Below are 17,909 nucleotides of genomic sequence, written 5' to 3' on the forward strand. Positions count from 1 at the left end.
ATCGGCGCTTCGAGCGCCATAACCGACAGGAGAGCCTGATGTCACAGGCACGACGCCTTTCCGGGCGAAAAATCGCAGCGCTGGCCGCCGACGGCTTCGAGAAGGTGGAGCTGGTAATTCCTTTGCGTGCATTGCAATTGGCCGGCGCCAAGGTGGATATCGTATCGCTGCGCCGCGGCCGCATCCGCGGAGTGAATTTGCATATGCCGGCCAGCCGGGTCGGCGTGGACAAGGTCGTCACCGACGCCGACCCTGGCGCCTACGACGGACTGCTGCTTCCGGGCGGCTTCATCAACCCCGATCTGCTGCGGCAGTCGGCGGCTGCCCGGGACTTTGTCCGTGCGTTCGATCACGCCGGCAAGCCAATCGCCACGTTGTGTCACGGTCCGTGGGTGCTCGCGTCGGCAGGATTGCTCACTGGGCGCGCCCTGACCTCGTGGCCGGGCATCCGGGACGACTTGGTGAACGCCGGCGCCACCTGGCTTGACCGCGAGGTCGTGCGTGATCGCAACCTCCTCACCAGTCGGGGGCCCCAGGACATGAGGGCGGGCGTTTCTCCCGGCGACCCTCGACATCTTCGCCGAGTCGACGGATCAATCGCGGACGGTCACGAACCATAACGGCTCGGATCCGCAGCTCGACAAGCCGCTCGGCTGGGCCGTGTCCGCCTTACGTTGGTCACCGAAGCCCTCGGCGGCGGCACTAACCAGCGCGGCCGCGGCGGCACTGGCGTCGCCCCTACGCAGACGGATCTCCATCAAGAACTAGAAGCTCCTAGTCTTGGCCGGCTGGACGGATGCGGCTCCATTCCCTCGGTGCCCGTAGGCGCGCTGCGAGATTGAGCAGCAAACTTTCATGCTTGCGCGGCTGCAGCGCGGGTATTCGTCTCAGCACGATGACAGGAATGTCCGATCGACGCGCGGACGAAATCGACTCGTGCGTGCGCGTTTACGGGACGCGGGTCCACAATCTACGGGGTGTCGACGTCGTAGCGCCGCGTGATGCCCTGGTCGCGTTCACCGGGATCTCCGGGTCCGGCAAATCGTCGTTGGCCTTCGGGACCATCTATGCCGAGGCTCAGCGCCGCTACTTCGAGTCGGTCGCCCCGTACGCGCGTCGCCTGCTACTGCCAGCCGGCGCGCCGAAGGTAGACGACATCACGGGGCTACCTCCCGCCGTCGCATTGCAGCAGCGACGGGGTTCGGCGACGTCGCGGTCGACCGTCGGCACCGTCACCACCCTGTCGAACCTGCTGAGGATGCTGTTCTCCCGCGCCGGAACTTACCCGCCGGGAGCCACCGAACGACTGGACTCCGACGCGTTCTCCCCGAACACCGCGGTTGGGGCGTGCCCCGAATGCCACGGGTTGGGACGAATCCATCGGGTGACCGAAGAGACACTGGTACCAGACCCTTCACTGACCATCCGCGAAGGCGCCGTCGCCGCATGGCCGGGCGCGTGGCAGGGACAAAACCTACGCGACATCCTGGTCACGCTGGGGTACGACATCGACAAGCCCTGGCGAAAACTCCCTAAGCGCCAACGTAATTGGATCCTGTTCACCGATGAGCAGCCCACGGTCGAAATCGATCCGAGCCAGCACCCCGTTCAGGCCGACTATTACTACAACGGGACGTTCTCCAGCGCCGAACGCCATGTCCGCCACACGTTGGCCAACTCCCACAGCGCGATGATGCGACGCCGCGTACTGCAATTCGTCGACACCGTCGAATGCCCCGTATGCGACGGTTCCGGGCTGCGGCCCGAGGCGCTGAGGGTGACATTCGCCGGGCGCACCATCGCCGATTACGCGGGAATGCCGTTGGCTGCCCTCGCTGACGCGTTGCGCCCGACGGCTTCTCGGACCGATGCCGCCGCCGCGTTCGAGTCAACGCAATCCGGTGAGTTGACGGAAGTGGCCACGATGATCGCCGCCGACCTCGTCGCGCGCCTACAGGTACTCATCGATCTCGGCCTTGGCTATCTGACGTTGAGTCGCCGCACTCCGACGGTGTCACCCGGCGAGTTGCAGCGGTTGCGGCTGGCCACCCAGCTGCGCGCGGGCTTGTTCGGTGTGCTCTATGTGCTCGACGAGCCGTCGGCCGGACTGCACCCCGCGGACGCCGAACCGCTACTCGACGTGCTCGATCGCCTGCGGCGCGCGGGGAATTCGCTATTCGTGGTCGAGCACGATATGGACGTGGTGCGCCGCGCCGACTGGATCGTCGACGTCGGACCCGGGGCGGGAGAGCTTGGCGGCAATGTGCTCTACAGCGGGCCGGTGCCGGGTCTCGCCGATATCGACGGATCGGTCACTCGCAAGTACCTCTTCGAGGAGGCCAGACCGCCCTCTCGTCAACCCCGCACGCCGTCCGGGCGCCTGCGGCTGCGCGGGATCTGCTTTCACAATTTGCGAGACCTCGACGTGGACCTGCCACTCGGTGTGTACACCGCGGTCACCGGAGTGTCCGGCTCCGGCAAGTCGACGCTCGTCGTCAAGGTCCTCGGCGACGTCGTGAACAGCCATCTCGGCACGGGACGTGCCGTCGAGCCGACCGAAACCGACGGCGACGAAACTGACACCGAGATCGTCGATCTCGATCACGACGCCAGCCTCGGCGTGACGGCCGAAGGTGTCGAGAAGATCAATCGGCTGGTATCCGTTGACCAGCGCCCAATCGGACGCACGCCGCGCTCGACGCTGGCGACGTACACCGGCTTGTTCGACGCCGTGCGCCACGAATTCGCCGCCACCTCGAAGGCGCGTCGCCGCGGTTGGGCAGCGGGCCGGTTCTCGTTCAATGTGCCCGACGGGCGCTGCCCCACCTGTCAGGGAGAGGGCTTTGTCTCGGTCGAATTGTTGTTTCTGCCGGGCACATACGCCACCTGCCCGGCATGCCAAGGAGCGCGTTACTCCGACGAGACACTCGAGGTGCGCTACCGCGATCGCACGATCGCCGACGTGCTCGCGATGACCGTCGATGAGGCCTCAGACTTTCTGGCCGACGTTACGAAGGCGGCCCGGAGCCTGACCACGTTGCGTGAGGTCGGACTGGGATATCTCCGTCTCGGACAGCCAGCTACTGAACTGTCAGGCGGCGAGGCCCAGCGGATCAAGCTCGCCTCCGAACTCCAGCGACCGCGTCGAGGCCATACCCTCTATGTCCTCGACGAGCCGACCACCGGGCTTCATCCCGCCGATGTGGATCTGCTCGATCGCCAACTGCACCGCCTGGTCGACGCGGGCAATACCGTGGTGGTGGCCGAACATGACATGCGGATGGTCGCGGACGCGGACTGGGTGATCGATCTGGGACCGGGAGCCGGCAGCGACGGCGGTCGAGTCGTTGCGGCGGGCCCGCCTACGAAGGTGGCACGTGCGAAAAACAGCCGCACGGCACCGTATCTGGCGAAACGGTTGGCGCCGTTCGCTATTCGCTGAAAAACCGAGTCATTGTTGTGGAACTACCCGCAGCGGACAAACACGTCGCCGCCATTCCGCTGAGTTCGCGCCGCCCGCCTCAGTCACAGGGGGGCGGAGGCGGGCACGGGGGTGGACACGGAGGAGGCGGGCATGGCGGCGGAGGCGGACATGGAGGCGGGCAGTGGTGCGGTGGCGGCGGCGGTGGTGGCGGCGGCGGTGGTGACGGCGGCGGTGTGAGACCTGGCAAGCCCAGCACGTTGAGGTCGAACAGCACCTTCTGATCCAGCGCGCCCAGCAGACCGCCGACCTGACCGCCGCCGATGACTTGGTAGGAGTCACCGACCAAAAGGCTGGCGGTGAAGTCCGCTGGGACCTGCGCACCCACGAGACTGTTGGCAGTCTGCTCACCGGTACCCAGCATCAGATTCCAGAAGTTGTAGACGTCGTTGACCACGCCGTTGAGCGCATGGTTGGTGCCAAAGACGGCCTGCTCTAAGCCCATCTCGTTGGTGATCAGGGAATGGTTGAATGCCAACTCGCTGTGGACCAGGTTGTTGGTGAAGCCGATCTGGGCTTGCACAAATTGCTGGAACATACCGCCCGGCGAGGTCGCCGACCACGCCGCCGCCGACACCGGAAGCCCGCTCACCATCGCCTGCAACGGCGTCCCGTTGATCACCGTACTGAACGCCGCCTGCATCGCCCCATTGCCAGTCATGGCGCCGGTGACCAAGCCGCCCATATTGAGCTCGAACATCAGTCCCTGATCGAGGGCACCCAACAGGCCACCGACCTCGCCGCCACCAGTCAGGGTTGGGCCACCAATCAACAGGCTGGAAGTCAGGTTGATGTTCGCAGGTACCTGCGCACCCAGCAGGCTGTTGACGGTCTGCTCACCGGTGCCCACCATCATGTTGCAGCAGTTGAAAACGTTGTTGACCGCGCCGTTCAACGCGTTATTGGTGCCGAAGACCGCCTGCTCTATGCCCATCTCGTTGGCGACCATGGAGGTGTTTAAGCCGAACTCACCGTTGACTAATGTTGTGTTGAAGCCGATCTGGGCCTGCGCGAATTGCTCCAACACGTTGACTGGCGCATGTGTGGCAGCCACCAACGATGCCTGGGTAGGCGCAGGTATTCCATTCAGCACCAGCCCAGGAAGCGCGGATAGCCCACCACCAAAGCTGCCCGACAACGCCGTATTCACCTGGGCCCCCAGCCCGGAAAGCCCGCCGCTAAGGCCGGCCTCCAGCCCGGGCAATGCCTGGGCGGGCGTATTCAGTGCAGTCGCCAGGGTCGGGACGACGTTGGCCTCGGCCGCCGCATACGTGTTAGCGCCCGCGGTCACAGCCTGCACGAACTGCTCGTGAAACGCCTCCGCCTGCGTGCTGAGCTGGTGGAACTCCGCCGCATACTGGGAAAACAGGGCAGCGATCCGGTCTGATACCTCGTCGGCGGCCGCAGGCAGTACAGCCGTTGTCGCGGCCGCGGCCGTGTTGTTGGCGGAACCGATCGCCGAACGAATATTCGCCAAATCCGTTGCGGCATCTTTGATTATCTGCGGTGCTGCGATCAGGAACGACACCGTTACCTCCCGAGGCTCATCCCCTGCGGACCCATCCCCTGGCCCGTTCGGTGGTTACTTACATACCCGAACTATAACGCGTTACAGCCATATAGTAGCGAAAAATGCAATTTTCATAACTACAGATCTACTTATTGCGCACATGTCAATCCTTTGGGGATGCCCAGATGGGAAATCTCCTACTATCGGGTATGGCGGGTCTGACCGGCTGACGGCGCGTCGCCGATGCGACCGGTGCCGCGCCCGACGGGCTGCCGTTCGCCTGTGGAACGTGTCGAACGTGTTGCCGACCTTTATGGCCTCGGCTCATCCATGACGTTTCAGGTCTGGGGTGATGCCTGACAGTGTTTCGGCTGATGCCGTACACCTACTTCGGCTGATCGTTGACATTGCGTAGATGAGCGGGTCGAGCGTGGCCGAGGCGCGGGTTGGGGTGTCGCGTCAGCGGCTGCACTCGTGGTTGGCCCGGTATGAGGCCGAGGATCCGGAAGCGATGGCTGCGCCAGACCGGCTCGCGTTGCGGTAGCTGCTGGGACCGCAGCCGAACCAGCGGCGGCAGGACCGGCTGAGCACGCTCTGTTCGGCATAGCCGAGTTCTCGGGTCAGGTGCGACAGGCTGATGTCAGTGTCGCGCAGATAATGTTCGGCGGTTTCGCGACGCACTGCATCGATCAGTTCGCCGAAGGTGGTGTTCTCCGCGGACAGCCTTCGGTGCAGCGCCCTGGGATGCAGATCGAACTGCGCGGCAACCAACTCGAGGCTGGCGGTGCCGGTGGGCAGGAGTTGGCGGACCATGGCGCGTACCGACTGGGTCATGCCGGGTTGGTCCTCCGCCGTCTAACTCGCGCCTTCGCAGGCGGTTCAACGCGATTCAGCTGAGGTCCGGACGGACGTGGACATGGGCATATAGAGAGTGCGCCTGTCCGGCTGGCTGCTTCCGGTTGATGACGTTAGGGGTTCTCCGAAGAGGCTGACGGCGGGCCGACCACCCCGGTCACCCGGCCGCGTTGGGAAGCAGCGCCGGGCAGTTTCCCGCCGCGTCCGTCGCCAGTTCGAAGTGCCACAGCTCGTTCGCATAAATCCGGCACAGCCCGAAGCGGGACCCGTTGGAGATGAGCCATTCGGCGGCGCCCGTACCGCCGACGTCGACCGCCTCGCCGGTGACGTGCTTGGACATCGCCGGGGTCTGCACGTATTGCCGCGCCGCGGCGAGGCTGCCGTAGGTCCGCACGGCATCGTCCAGCAGCCGCTGTTGAAATTCCGGCGACCGCCAGCCCGAGGTGATGGTCATGGTTACGCCGTCCGCAGCCGCCGCGGTGGCGGCGCCCTGGATTGCTTTCAACAACGCCGGGTCGAGCCGGCCGATTGCCGAGTATTGGACGTCGAACGGCGTCAGTTGGCCCCCGTTTGGCAGGGAACCGTCGCCGGGGTCGGCGGGAGGAGCCAATGGGATGGTGTGATCGGCGAGCCTTGTGGGCGGTGCCGGTGGATCAGACGGCGCGAGGAAGCCGAACGCCACTGCAGTGGCGACGGCCAACGCAACTGATCGCATGCTCCCTCTCGTGACTGCTTCCCCAAACTCTACCGAAGGGAAGTTCGGGGGAGCACCTCGTCAAACCTGGCTGGTGGAAAACGGCCGCGTCTCTTGGCCCGCCAGGGCTATGAAGTTATAGATCGGTGTGGTGTCGTAGGTGTAGTGGGACGCATTCGGACCGGCCGCCAAGAACATTCCGCCGTTATAGATCGCCTCGGTTATGGAGATGATTTCTTCAACCGATGTGGTCGGGTTCACCAGTTTTAACGCGTCGCGCAGGATCGCGAAAATGTTTGGACTGTTTGCGTTTTGGACGATGTTGTAGATTTGCGTCTCGATGACTCCCGGGCCGGCCTCAGCCGTCCATGGGTTGGGGCCGACGGGTGCGTCCGCGTAAATATCGTTACCGATACCGATGGTGTTGACGAAGTCGCCCCAGAAATGCGTGACCGGCGTGAGAAGGTGTGGTGCGACGTCCGCCGGCATCATGCACGCCGGACCCGCAACGCCGCCAGTGACAACGCCATCGACATTGGCCGGCATCGGCCACCCTGCGAACTGGTTGCCTGAGGCGAATCCCGGCAACCTGAGAGGGTTCCCCCAAACACCCACCGCGACAATGCGGTTCGCGATCTGCGGATTAAGCCAGGCGATCGTGTGCAGGAATTGACAGACGACGATAGCGCCCTGTGAGTACCCAAGCAGGATGATCGAGTTCTCCGGATAGGACGGCGCTCCGGGTGGCGGATTGATTTGTGTGCAAAGCCTATTCAGCTCGGCGACGCCGGCGTCCACGCTCGGACCCATGGGGAACACGCTGGCCGGATAGTTACCGACGGGCTGCCAGTAGAACAGGTCCGGAAACGCAGCCGCCAGGGCGGAAGCTACTCCGGCGGGTTGCGGCGACGCGGTGTTCCACATGTCGACACCGGTTCCCGATACGGTCATCACTATGTGCGGCATCATGCACCTTCCCGTGTTTCTGAGATGCGAACCAGCGCATCAGAGGTGGAGTGCCCAGTCCTTGGCAGTCTGACACTCCGGAGGCCAGGACGGTCGGGGTCGGCCGCTACTTCCAGAATTCGTTCATGGGTTGGGCGTACATGTCGTTGGCGGTCAGCGGTCCCAGAGCTCCCGGCGAAGGACTCAGGGCGTCTTCGATGGTTGCCATCAGGCTGTACTGGTCGTAGTGGCTGGTGGCGACGAAGTGGCCGGATTGCATCGCCCCCGTCGCGGCGTTCACGGCGCCCGCGTTCGGGATGACGATCATCGGGACGTTGTTGCCCTGGTTGCCGATGCCTAGCGACAGGTTGTTGTAGTCCTCGTCGAACGTGATGATGATCGCGTCGTGCTGCGTCGGGTCGGTCCACGTGTTCGAACCCATAATGGTCGACACCTGTTGCTGGACGAACTGGTCGCCGGCGGCGACGTTGTACTGGTGCGTCGTGAGCTGGCTGCCCAGGAAGTTCAGCGCGCCGGTCGGAATATCGACTGGGCCTTCCATGTTGTTCGACTCATTGGCGGCTATCCACGTGAATTTCGGTGCGGTGCTTGGGTTTTGCAGATCGTGGTTCAAATTGTCCAGCGGGAGCAGGTGGGTCGTCAGGTAGTTCGGGTTGGGGTTGGCATAGACGTAGTTGAACATCGCGAAGGGTAGTTGGTCGACGGCATAGTCACCCGAGTCGACGATGGTGCCGGGGGCGGGCATGCTCTGTGCGTAACCGGCCCAGCTGACCCCCGAAGCATCCATCTTCGCCATGAGGTTGTTGTTTCCGTAGATGACGTTCGGCGGCGGGTTGACGTCGATGCCGTAGTCCGTTCCGCCCAGGATCCGGAAGTAGTTGGGGTCGCTGGGGTGGCCGAGCGCGTAGTAGTTGTTCGCGTATCCGTAGCTGTTGATCAGGGCGTTGATGTACGGCGCGTTGGGGCTGCCGACGATGTCGCCGACGCCGTGGTTCTCCATGTAGATCAAGAACACGTGATCCAGGTGGCCGACGTTTGACGTCGGTGTGGTGAGCGTCGGCGCGGTGAGGTTCGGGTCGCCAACGGTGAACGACAGGTTGTCGCCGAAGGCGTTGTTGTAGTTGCCGAGGACCGGGTTGTGGTCGGCGAAGGTCGCGGTCACCACGGCCTTGGTGGTACCAACTGGAATCGTCCCGGAGACGTCCCGTGACTGGAAGCCCGTGATCCCCAAGCGATCCAGCGACGTGACCGACGTGGTCGTGCCCGTGCCCAGAACGGCCCCGCTGTTGTTGAGGAAGGTGACCTTCAGTGAGGCCGAGGACGGGTCCCCTAGGTAGCCGCCGAGCATGCCACTCAGCGTGTAAGGCGTTGTGCCGGTGTTGATCTTGCCGGATGCGGCGCTCAGGTCGACGATTTGGCTCATGGTCGATGTGGCCACGGGCCCGCCGCCGGCGAAATTGTTGCCGCCGCCCGGAGGCGCGGTGCCGGGGAAGCCCAGGAAACCGGGGAGATCAGGGATGGAGAACGGTCCCGGGTAACCACGCGGGGTCCCGTAGGCGATGATCGTCGGCGTGCCGCTGACCGTCCAGCCCGGAATGGTCACGCCGCTGTAGCCCGACCCGGACGGGTCGGCCGTTTCGAAGCCGGGGTTGACCAACAGGTTCGGGCTCATCGGTAACCCGGGGATCCCGTTGCGGCCAAGCAATGTCCCGCCGGTCCCCACGGTGCCGGGTCCGCCCAACAGCCCGGCGCCGGCGTTGCCGCCATTGCCGCCGTTGCCGCCGTCGCCGACCAGGAACGAACTGCCGCCGCCCCCGCCGCTTCCGCCGCTGAAAGTCGAAGTCAGGGCGACGTCCGCGCCGGCCGCGCCGGGACCGCCGTTGCCCACCAGCGATCCGCCATTCCCGCCGTGGCCGCCGTCCCCACCGGGGCCCGTCGCGGCGAATCCGCCGGGCCCACCGGCCCCGCCGGAGCCCACGAGTCCGGAGCCGCCGCCGGCCCCGCCCGGGCCGCCGGAATGGGTTCCGGCGGTTGCTCCCGACGTGCCGCCGGCGCCACCGGCACCGCCGGAGCTCACCGAGCCCGCGATGGCGCCGACTCCGCCGGGGCCACCGGCACCGTTAACGCTGGATCCGCCGGCCCCACCGGACCCGCCGGTGCCCGAGAGCGCACCGCCCGCCCCGCCGGACCCGCCGGCACCGCCGGCGTTGGACGAGCTGGAGCCGCCGTCGCCGCCGCCGCCGCCGGGACCGAACAGCGGGCCGCCGCTGCCGCCGGGTCCGCCGGCGCCGCCGGCCGAGTTGATGGACGATCCGCCGACCCCGCCGTCGCCGCCGCCGGCGCCGAACAGCCCACCGAGCGGCCCGCTGTTCCCGCCGGTCCCGCCGACGCCGGGTCGAAGACTGCTGCTCAACTGACCGGTTAATCCGCCGGCGCCGCCGACCCCGCCGGAGCCCAACAACCCGCCAGGCCCGCCGGCCCCGCCGCTGCCGCCGTCGCCGTCGGGCCCGGAGGCGGCGCCGACTCCGCCGGCCCCGCCGAGACCGCCGTTACCGAACAGCCAACCGCCATGTCCGCCCATACCGCCGGCGCGGCCGGGCCCGGACGCCCCGAAACCGCCGGCCCCGCCGACCCCACCGCTGCCCAAGAGCCCGGCGGGCCCGCCGGCCCCGCCCGGCAGGCCGTTCGCGCCGGAGCCGCCGGCCCCGCCGTCGCCGAGCAACCATCCGCCGGGCGTGCCGCTGGCCCCGCTACCTGCGGCGCCGGGGGTGCCGTTGCCGATCAGGGCGCGTCCGGTCAGGGCCACGCTGGGCGCGTTGAGCACGTTGAGCACCGCCGCCGGCATCAACACCCCGTTGGCGCCGGTGGCGCCGTTGCCGCCGGCGGGTGCGCCGAGCCCGCCGGTCCCGCCGGACCCGCCAATGCCGAGCAGCACCGCCCGGCCGCCGGCCCCGCCGATCCCGCCGGCGAAGCCGGTGGCGCCCTGGGCGCCGGCCCCCCCGGCACCGCCGTCGCCGGCCAGCAGGGCGCCGGCGCCGCCGGCCCCTCCGGCGCCGCCGGCCCCGGCCGACGCGAACCCGCCGGCCCCACCAACCCCGCCGAAGCCGATCACGCCCGCGTCACCGCCGGCCCCGCCGTTGCCGCCGGTGCCGCTGCCGAAGTTGTTGCCGCCGGCGCCGCCCGAGCCGGCGGCGCCGAGCAGCCAGCCGGAGTGGCCGCCGGTGCCGCCGGCCCCGCCGTCGCCGCCGAAGCCGGTGCCGCCGACACCGCCGGGACCACCGTTACCCACCAGCAGGGCGCCGGCGCCGCCGGGTCCACCGGCGCCACCGGCCCCGGTACCGCCCAACCCGCCGGTCCCACCGGCGCCACCGGCACCGACCAACATGCCGCCGGCTCCGCCGGCACCGCCCGCACCGCCGATGTTCCCGGCTCCGCCGACCCCGCCGGCGCCACCACCGGCTCCGAACAGCCCGCCGAGCAGCCCACCGGCGCCGCCGGTCCCACCGACTCCGCCGGTCCCGGTCGCCGAGAACCCGCCGACCCCGCCGGGCCCGCCGGAGCCGAACAATCCGCCGGCCCCGCCGATCCCGCCGGTGCCGCCGGCCCCGGACGTCGCGAAGCCGCCGGTCCCGCCGACCCCGCCGGTCCCCACCAGCCACCCGCCCTGCCCGCCCGGACCGCCGGCCGCGCCACTGCCGCCGGCTCCGCCGGCGCCACCCGTGCCGACCAGCCCCGCGGGCCCGCCGGCCCCGCCGGCGTTACCGGCCGCCCCGGAACCGCCGGCCCCGCCGGAACCGAGCAACCACCCGCCGGGCCCTCCGGCGCCGCTGGTTCCGGGGGCGGCGTTGGCGCCGTTGCCGATCAGCGGCCGGCCGGTAAACGTCAGTGAGTAGGCATTGAACGTGTCCAGCAGGTTCCGCTCTACGGCCCGCAGGCCGGGGAGCTGCAGATTCGCTGCGCTCGTGGCCTCAGCGGCCGCGTATGTGCCCGCGCTGCCGCTCAGGGCCTGCATGAACTGCTGCTGAAACGCGACCGCCTGGGCGCCCAGCGTCTGATATGCCTGCGCGTAGTTGCCGAACAGCCGCGCAATCGCGGCGGACACCTCGTCGGCGGCAGCCGGCGCAATCCCCGTGGTCGACGGGACCCACGACGCCGTAGCCTCTTTGATCGCCTCCCCGATTGCGTTCAAATCCGCCGAGGCCGCGGCCAACGCCTCCGGTGCTGCGATCAAGTAACTCGACATCTGCGGCTCCCCTCAACTTCATCGGGGTGACTCGAACCGGCAAACTGTATTTAACAAGACCCAGGTCTGTATAGCCCAGGTATTTCCGTACAGAGGTGCGGTTTCTTTGCGCCACGCGGCTGAGATGACCGCTCGACGAGGCGCGCTATGAGCCTGCCGCGTGGGCCAGATCGATGGCGTACTGGCTCACGAAGGTGCCCGCCGGGGGATCACCTTTGTCGCAGGTTCCGTCGGACTCGCCGGGACGTTTGATCCACAGATAGGCGTCGGCGTGCGCGCCCGCGGTCGCGGTGGTCGGGGTAGCGCCGAGCCCTCGGCCGCTCGGGTTGCACCAGTTAAGCCCGGAGTCGGGCGCCGGCCCGGCACCGTTCCGCGACGTGTCGATCACGTAGTGCGAACCGTTGGTGAGCCCGGAAATCGCCTCGCCGTAACCGATTTCGTCCCCGGTGGTGTAGAAGTTCGCGGTGTTGAGGCTGAAACCCCGCGCACGGGCGACGTCGACCTTGTTGAGCCTGGCGGCCATGTCGTCGGCGCTGTGCCAGCGCAAGTGACCACCGTCGACGTACACGGCCGTCGCCGGACTGCGCGTCAGCGTGTCGACGGCATACCGAATCAAGTCGTAGCGTTCCTGGCGCTGGTCGGCCGACAGGCAGTCGGCCATGGCGAGCGCATCGGGTTCGAGGATGATCGCCGTCCGGGTACCACCCACCTGGGAGGCGATCCCGTCGATCCAGCCGCGGTAGTCGTCGGCCGTCGCCATGCCGCCCGCGGCGAAGCTGCCGCAGTCGCGGTGCGGAATCCCGTAGATCGCCAGGACCGGGATGGCGCCGGCAGCCGCCGCGTCGCCGGTGTACTTGGCGACCGTCGACGCGGACGAGCCCGGGACGATCCAGTACGCCTGTGGCGTGTGGGCGATAGCGGTCAACTCGGAACTCGGCGGATCGGCATGCTGTGCCGCACGCATGGCCGCCGAGTTCGGATTGACGTAGAAGGGCATGCCGGCCAACGGATTGGCGTCATCGACCAACCGCACCGTCGGGGCCCGGTCCCCAAAAAAACCGATTCCGGCAACCGTCGCAACCGTTAGGAGAGGGGCGATCCAGCGCGCGACTGCGCCGGTAGCTGAGAACGTCACCCGAGGAAAATTAGTGCATTGAACGCCGATCGCCGACGGCAGGTGATGGTGCGGTCGGCGCTTGGCGCGGTGGCGACCCGCCGGGCGGCGGTCGGTGGCGGGCTAAATTACCGGTATGCACGCTGTTCGCCTCTTCGGTGTGGTCCTGACGATCCTCACGGCGGGGCTGCTGTGGGCGACGCCCGCCGCCGCGCAGCCGCCGTCCAAGCTCACCGATCACATCACCGACAACACCGGGGCGCTGACGGACGCGGACCGGGCGGCGGTCAGCTCGGCGATCGACCGGCTGTACCGCGACCGGCACATTCAACTGTGGGTGGTCTACGTCGACAACTTCTCCAGGTTCAAGCCCGAGAACTGGGCCGACCGAACCCGCAGCGCGAGCGCGATGGGCGACTACGACGCACTGCTGGCCGTGGCAACGAACACCAAGCTGTACGCGTTCACCGCCCCGCCGAACATGGAGGGCCTCACGGCGGCCGAGCTAATCAACTTGCGCAGCAACAAAATTGAACCAGCGGTCAACGCGAAAGACTGGCGCGGTGCCGCGGTCGCCGCGGCTGACGGGTTGAACAAAGCGCCAAGCTCGTCCAAGCGCATCTGGCTGCTGATCGCGATCGGCGTCATCGTCGCCGTGATCGTCGTCGTGGTGGCTCTCGTGCTCTATCGCCGTCGTCGCCGCCGGCGCGCCGTGCAGCGGGTCGACGCCGGCGACGGGCAAGTGAGCATCGAAGCGCACTCGTTGCCGCACGCGTTGTCCACCGCGGACGCCAGATTGCGCCAGATCACCGACTACGTGACCAGGCATCACCAGAGCATCGGCACCGAGGCCCAGCGCCGGTTGGAAGAGGCGCAACGGCATTTGCAAGCGGCGCATGGCAAGGAAGCAACGAACGAACCCGATGCGATCGCGCATGCCAACAGGGCGTCGACCTTGGCCGCTCAGGCGCAGACGCTGGCCAACGCCGACGTGCAGGCGGCGCATCGCCCGCCACGGCGTCGAGCGTCGACGCGCTGATCCGGGCCCGGGCTAACCGTTGCCTGGATAAAGCGCGCGTTCCCAGATTGTGGCCAATGTGTCCACGAGCGCATGCATGTCCGCGTCGGAGGTGTCGGGGGTCAACGTCAGCAGCCGGTGAACGTTCATGGTCACCAGCGCCGTCGCGACCGCGCGGGGATCGTCAAGCTTGCTGTCCGCGCCGTCAATGATCGCTTCGGCAACGTCGATCACCGGGTCGATCAGCGCCGAGCGCGCCGCGGCCACCTCGGGATCAGTGCCCGACGACCAGAACACCGCGCGCAGAATCGCGCCGTGCCGGCGATAGGTGTGCGCCGCGCTCAGCAACGCCTCACGCCCGGCCGCGACCGGATCCTCAGCCTGGCGCCACTGGGCCAGGGCCGCGTCCGCCTCGACCCGCAGGGGCCGCACCAGTGCGCCGATCAGTTCGGCGCGATCGCGGAAATAGACATAAAAGGACTTGCGCGACAGCGTGGTTCGATCCATGATCGCCGCCACGCTCACCGCGTGGGCAGGCTGCTCGGCCAACAACCCGGCCGCCGCCTCGAGGATTTCGCCGCGGGCCTCCGCGGGCGCGCGACGGCGCCGGCGCGGGGGACCGGAGTCCCGGCCACTCGCCACTCCCGTTACTGCCACAGTGGCAGTATAGTCAGATGCGTTACTGCCGCCGTGGCAGTAACGGAACTGAGAGGAGCTTCCGATGAGCTCTGGCTGGACGGGTACGGCGAGCGCCCCGCGCTGGTATTGCGTCGTCGTTGCGCTATTTCTCGGGGTGCGCGCCACCTCAACGCTGGTGGCGGGGGCCAGTTTCAACCTGCCCGGAGACGGCTGGCGATCCGTCTGGCAACTGGCGATGGTCGTCGTGCTCGCGGTCGGTATCGCATACCCCCGATCCGCCCGCGCGGCAGCCCTGACTGTCGGGCTCATCTACGCCGCGGCGACCGGGCTTGAGGCATTTCACGGCACCGACTTGATGGGCGTGGTGCCGGTCGACACACGCGACCGCATCGTTCACCCGCTGCTGGCGGGGCTCGCCTTGTTCTGCGTGTTGCTGGGACGCCGGCGCAGCACCGACCGGCAGCCGTCGCATCCCTGACCGAGCAACGCCCACAACGATTTTCGGCGTGCGCGGCGACTTGGTGTCGCCGTGTTCCGCAGGTGCATCTGATTGTCCCTGCACTGCTTGGGATCTGGCCCTGGTGTATCGTCGCCGCGACCCGCAAAGTCCCGGGCAACCGCTCCGCGCAAAGCCTGGGCCGCCGCCCGCGCCCAGCCGCTGGGTCTAACGCGATACGCCGTATAACTCACAGCGCTTCAGGGCTGGTTTGTGAGCGGCTTGTAGCAAGTAGGTCATCGCGGGCAAGCCTTGCCGCAACAACACTTTCCTACGGTGCTCGCATGCCGCTAATGACGCGCCAACACACGATCGATGACTGGGACGCCGAAGACGTCGACGCCTGGAACAACGGCGGAGCAAAGATCGCGCGCCGCAACCTGATCTGGTCCATCTTCGCCGAGCACGTCGGGTTCTCGGTCTGGTCGATCTGGTCGGTCATGGTCCTTTTCATGCCCCAGAGCGTCTACCACATCGATGCCGCCGGGAAGTTTTTTCTGGTCGCGATGCCGACGCTGGTCGGAGCGATCTTGCGCCTGCCCTACACGTTCGCGACCGCAACATTCGGCGGGCGAAACTGGACCGTGTTCTCTGCGATGGTGCTCGTGATCCCAACGGCGTTGACGCTGTATTTCATGGCCCACCCGCACACGTCCTACACCACGTTCATGGTCGTGGCGGCGGTGGCCGGGCTGGGCGGGGGCAACTTCGCGTCGTCGATGACCAACATCAATGCCTTCTATCCCCAGCGGCTCAAGGGGTGGGCGTTGGGTCTGAACGCCGGTGGCGGAAACATCGGCGTCGCGATGATCCAGGTCGTCGGACTGTTGGTAATCGCGACCGCGGGCAACCGTTCCCCGCACTGGGTGTGCGCGGTGTATTTGGTGCTCCTGTCCGTCGCGGCGGTTGGTGCCGCGCTGTTCATGGACAACCTGACCAACCAGCGCACCAACGGCCGCTCGATGATCGACGTGATGGCCTACCGCGATTCGTGGCTGATCGCCGTGCTCTACATCGGCACGTTCGGATCGTTCATCGGCTTTTCGTTCGCGTTCGGTCAGGTGCTGCAAATCAGCTTTCTGGCCAACCTCAGTCACGGCGCCAAAGTGACTCCGGCCATGACGGCCCAGGCGGCGTTGCATGCGGCGCAGATCGCGTTCATCGGGCCTCTGCTGGGTTCGATCGTGCGGCCGGTCGGCGGTTGGCTGTCCGATCGCATCGGCGGCAGCAAGGTCACGCTGTACACCTTCGCCACGATGATCGCTGCGGCCGGCTGGCTGGTGGCGTTCGGCGCGATGGGCGACGCCAAGCATCGCGCCCCGTCCGGCGGCGTGCTGCTCGCCTACGTGGCCGGGTTCGTCGCGCTGTTCATCCTGTCCGGGATCGGAAATGGCTCGGTATACAAGATGATTCCGTCGATCTTCGACGCCAAGGCGCAGAGCCTCGACGGTCTCAGCACGGGGGAGAAGGCCGACTGGTCGCGCCGGATGTCGGGCGCGCTGATCGGAATCGCCGGGGCCATCGGCGCGCTCGGCGGCGTCGGCATCAACGTCGTGCTGCGCGCGTCGTACCTCTCGCCGGCGAAATCAGCGACGACGGCGTTCTGGGTCTTCCTGGGCTTCTACGTGCTGTGCGCGGTGATCACGTGGTTCGCCTACGTGCGCACGCCCGGCACGAAACGTGAAGCGAAAGCCGCTCTGGCCGGAGAAGCGCTGCCTTCTGCTGCATGATGCCGGCGCCGTTGGGAATCAACGGGATTCGAGGCCTCACCCCGGCAAGAACGGCCTGATCGGCTCCATCCAGATCGGCGAGAGCAGGACCGGGTCCGTCCAGGCCGGCCACAGCAGCGCCGGGTTCGCGCCGGGCGGCGGCCAGTTGTTGTCGTTGGCGTAGGCCCAGACCTCCCACGGGTTGTCGTAGTACGACGCCGTCTCGACCAGGCTGAACCAGTCCAGGTTCGGGTGGAGCAACCAATAGCCCGTCCCGACGAAGTAGCCGCCGACCGCCCAAGCGGCGTAACTGGTTTGGAACAGCGGGCCGAAGATCCTGTTCTGCCAGACGTGGACCTCTTCGTGATTGATCATGACGTCATCGGCACCCGGACCGGTTCCGAGATGGGTGGTGACATTGCCCATCGTGGTGGCAAAGCCCGTCAGTCCGACGCCGCCACGGTAGACGTGGGAACCCACGAGCGCGCTGAAGGCGGCGTCGTAGCCGCCGCCGTTCGGCGTGAACGCGTTGAGGGCCTGCACGCCGTAGCCCAACGCCGTGCCCTCGAAGCCCCAGGTGTAATCCAACAAAAACGCGGCCCATCCGCGCCAGTCGCGAAAGTTGTAGATGCCGAACTCGCGCTGGACGAGCAGGTTCAGGTCGTTGATCGCGGCGTCGGCCACGCCAGTCCCGGCGGCACTCCCGACGCCGATCAGCGGGCGGCCCAGCAACGCCTCGGCGGACGCGTTGACCGCACTGACCAGTGACGCGCCCACTTCGTCCGCGGCCGCATACGACCCGGCGGCCGAGTTGAGCGCCTGCAGAAACTGCTGTTGAAACGCGCCGGCCCGAGCGCTGAGCGCCTGATACTGCTGCCCATAGGCGGCGAATAGCTCGGCCACCGCCTGCGAGACCTCATCGGCGGCAGCCGCCGCCATCCCCGTCGTCGGAACGGCGGCCGCCAGATGCGCCGCGCTCACCGATGAGCCGATGCTCTCCAAATCCGCGGCGGCCGACGTCACCATCTCGGGGGCAACCACCAGAAGCGACACGCCGTTCCTCCCTTATCTCTGTGCGGATGAAGCGTATTCACGTCTCGACCCGGCAGACGCGTTTTCGCCGCATCGGTAATCGAGCTGTTGCCAAAACCTTGACAGTGTCATTGTGACAGTGTCAGTATCGA

At 67.2% G+C, this 17,909-nt stretch carries 11 protein-coding genes and 3 pseudogenes; 5 read left to right on the forward strand and 9 right to left on the reverse strand.

Annotated features, from left to right (window positions below; genetic code table 11):
- Positions 1-38: 38 nt before the first annotated feature.
- Together AC5Y4S_RS18360 and AC5Y4S_RS18365 are read left to right on the forward strand one after the other, a co-directional pair.
- Positions 39-620 (forward strand): type 1 glutamine amidotransferase domain-containing protein, encoded by a 582-nt coding sequence (locus tag AC5Y4S_RS18360; RefSeq protein ID WP_500034112.1) that lies wholly within the window; start codon positions 39-41, stop codon positions 618-620.
- Between the two features lie 275 nt (positions 621-895).
- The gene (locus tag AC5Y4S_RS18365; RefSeq protein ID WP_500034113.1) at positions 896-3,442 is read left to right on the forward strand and encodes an excinuclease ABC subunit UvrA; all 2,547 of its coding nucleotides are present in this window, start codon (positions 896-898) and stop codon (positions 3,440-3,442) included.
- Between the two features lie 79 nt (positions 3,443-3,521).
- Here AC5Y4S_RS18365 and AC5Y4S_RS18370 read toward each other — a convergent pair whose 3' ends face one another.
- From AC5Y4S_RS18370 to AC5Y4S_RS18400, 7 genes and pseudogenes are all read right to left on the reverse strand, one after another.
- A complete protein-coding gene (locus tag AC5Y4S_RS18370) occupies positions 3,522-5,009 on the reverse strand; it encodes a PE family protein (RefSeq protein ID WP_500034114.1) in 1,488 nt (495 codons plus the stop codon).
- 441 nt (positions 5,010-5,450) lie between these two features.
- Positions 5,451-5,828: pseudogene (locus AC5Y4S_RS18375) on the reverse strand (helix-turn-helix transcriptional regulator); the annotation flags it as partial.
- 175 nt (positions 5,829-6,003) lie between these two features.
- Complete coding sequence (locus AC5Y4S_RS18380; protein WP_500034115.1) at positions 6,004-6,561, reverse strand: M15 family metallopeptidase; 558 nt, start codon at positions 6,559-6,561, stop codon at positions 6,004-6,006.
- Between the two features lie 60 nt (positions 6,562-6,621).
- Positions 6,622-7,506 (reverse strand): cutinase family protein, encoded by an 885-nt coding sequence (locus tag AC5Y4S_RS18385; protein WP_500034116.1) that lies wholly within the window; start codon positions 7,504-7,506, stop codon positions 6,622-6,624.
- Positions 7,507-7,612: 106 nt separating this feature from the next.
- Positions 7,613-9,178, reverse strand: coding sequence for an alkaline phosphatase family protein (locus AC5Y4S_RS18390; protein ID WP_500034608.1), 1,566 nt, complete (start codon positions 9,176-9,178; stop codon positions 7,613-7,615).
- A 381-nt stretch (positions 9,179-9,559) separates the two neighbouring features.
- Positions 9,560-11,749: pseudogene (locus AC5Y4S_RS18395) on the reverse strand (PE family protein); the annotation flags it as partial.
- A gap of 145 nt (positions 11,750-11,894) precedes the next feature.
- On the reverse strand, positions 11,895-12,884 hold the full coding sequence (locus AC5Y4S_RS18400; RefSeq protein WP_500034117.1) for a glycoside hydrolase family 6 protein: 990 nt from the start codon (positions 12,882-12,884) through the stop codon (positions 11,895-11,897).
- A gap of 115 nt (positions 12,885-12,999) precedes the next feature.
- Between AC5Y4S_RS18400 and AC5Y4S_RS18405 the strand changes: the two genes are divergently transcribed.
- Positions 13,000-13,902 carry a TPM domain-containing protein gene (locus AC5Y4S_RS18405; RefSeq protein ID WP_500034118.1) on the forward strand — a complete coding sequence of 301 codons (903 nt, stop codon included), beginning with the start codon at positions 13,000-13,002 and terminating at the stop codon, positions 13,900-13,902.
- 12 nt (positions 13,903-13,914) lie between these two features.
- On the opposite strand, the gene AC5Y4S_RS18410 is transcribed toward AC5Y4S_RS18405, so the two are convergent.
- Positions 13,915-14,538 carry a TetR/AcrR family transcriptional regulator gene (locus AC5Y4S_RS18410; protein ID WP_500034119.1) on the reverse strand — a complete coding sequence of 208 codons (624 nt, stop codon included), beginning with the start codon at positions 14,536-14,538 and terminating at the stop codon, positions 13,915-13,917.
- Positions 14,539-14,602: 64 nt separating this feature from the next.
- Between AC5Y4S_RS18410 and AC5Y4S_RS18415 the strand changes: the two genes are divergently transcribed.
- Entirely contained in the window at positions 14,603-14,998 is a 396-nt protein-coding gene (locus AC5Y4S_RS18415; protein WP_500034120.1) for a hypothetical protein, read from the forward strand.
- Positions 14,999-15,300: 302 nt separating this feature from the next.
- Positions 15,301-16,746, forward strand: coding sequence for a nitrate/nitrite transporter (locus AC5Y4S_RS18420; protein WP_500034121.1), 1,446 nt, complete (start codon positions 15,301-15,303; stop codon positions 16,744-16,746).
- A gap of 657 nt (positions 16,747-17,403) precedes the next feature.
- On the opposite strand, the pseudogene AC5Y4S_RS18425 reads toward AC5Y4S_RS18420, so the two are convergent.
- Positions 17,404-17,778: pseudogene (locus AC5Y4S_RS18425) on the reverse strand (PE family protein); the annotation flags it as partial.
- Between the last annotated feature and the right edge of the window lie 131 nt (positions 17,779-17,909).

It is taken from the genome of Mycobacterium sp. NGS64, from assembly GCF_059812245.1.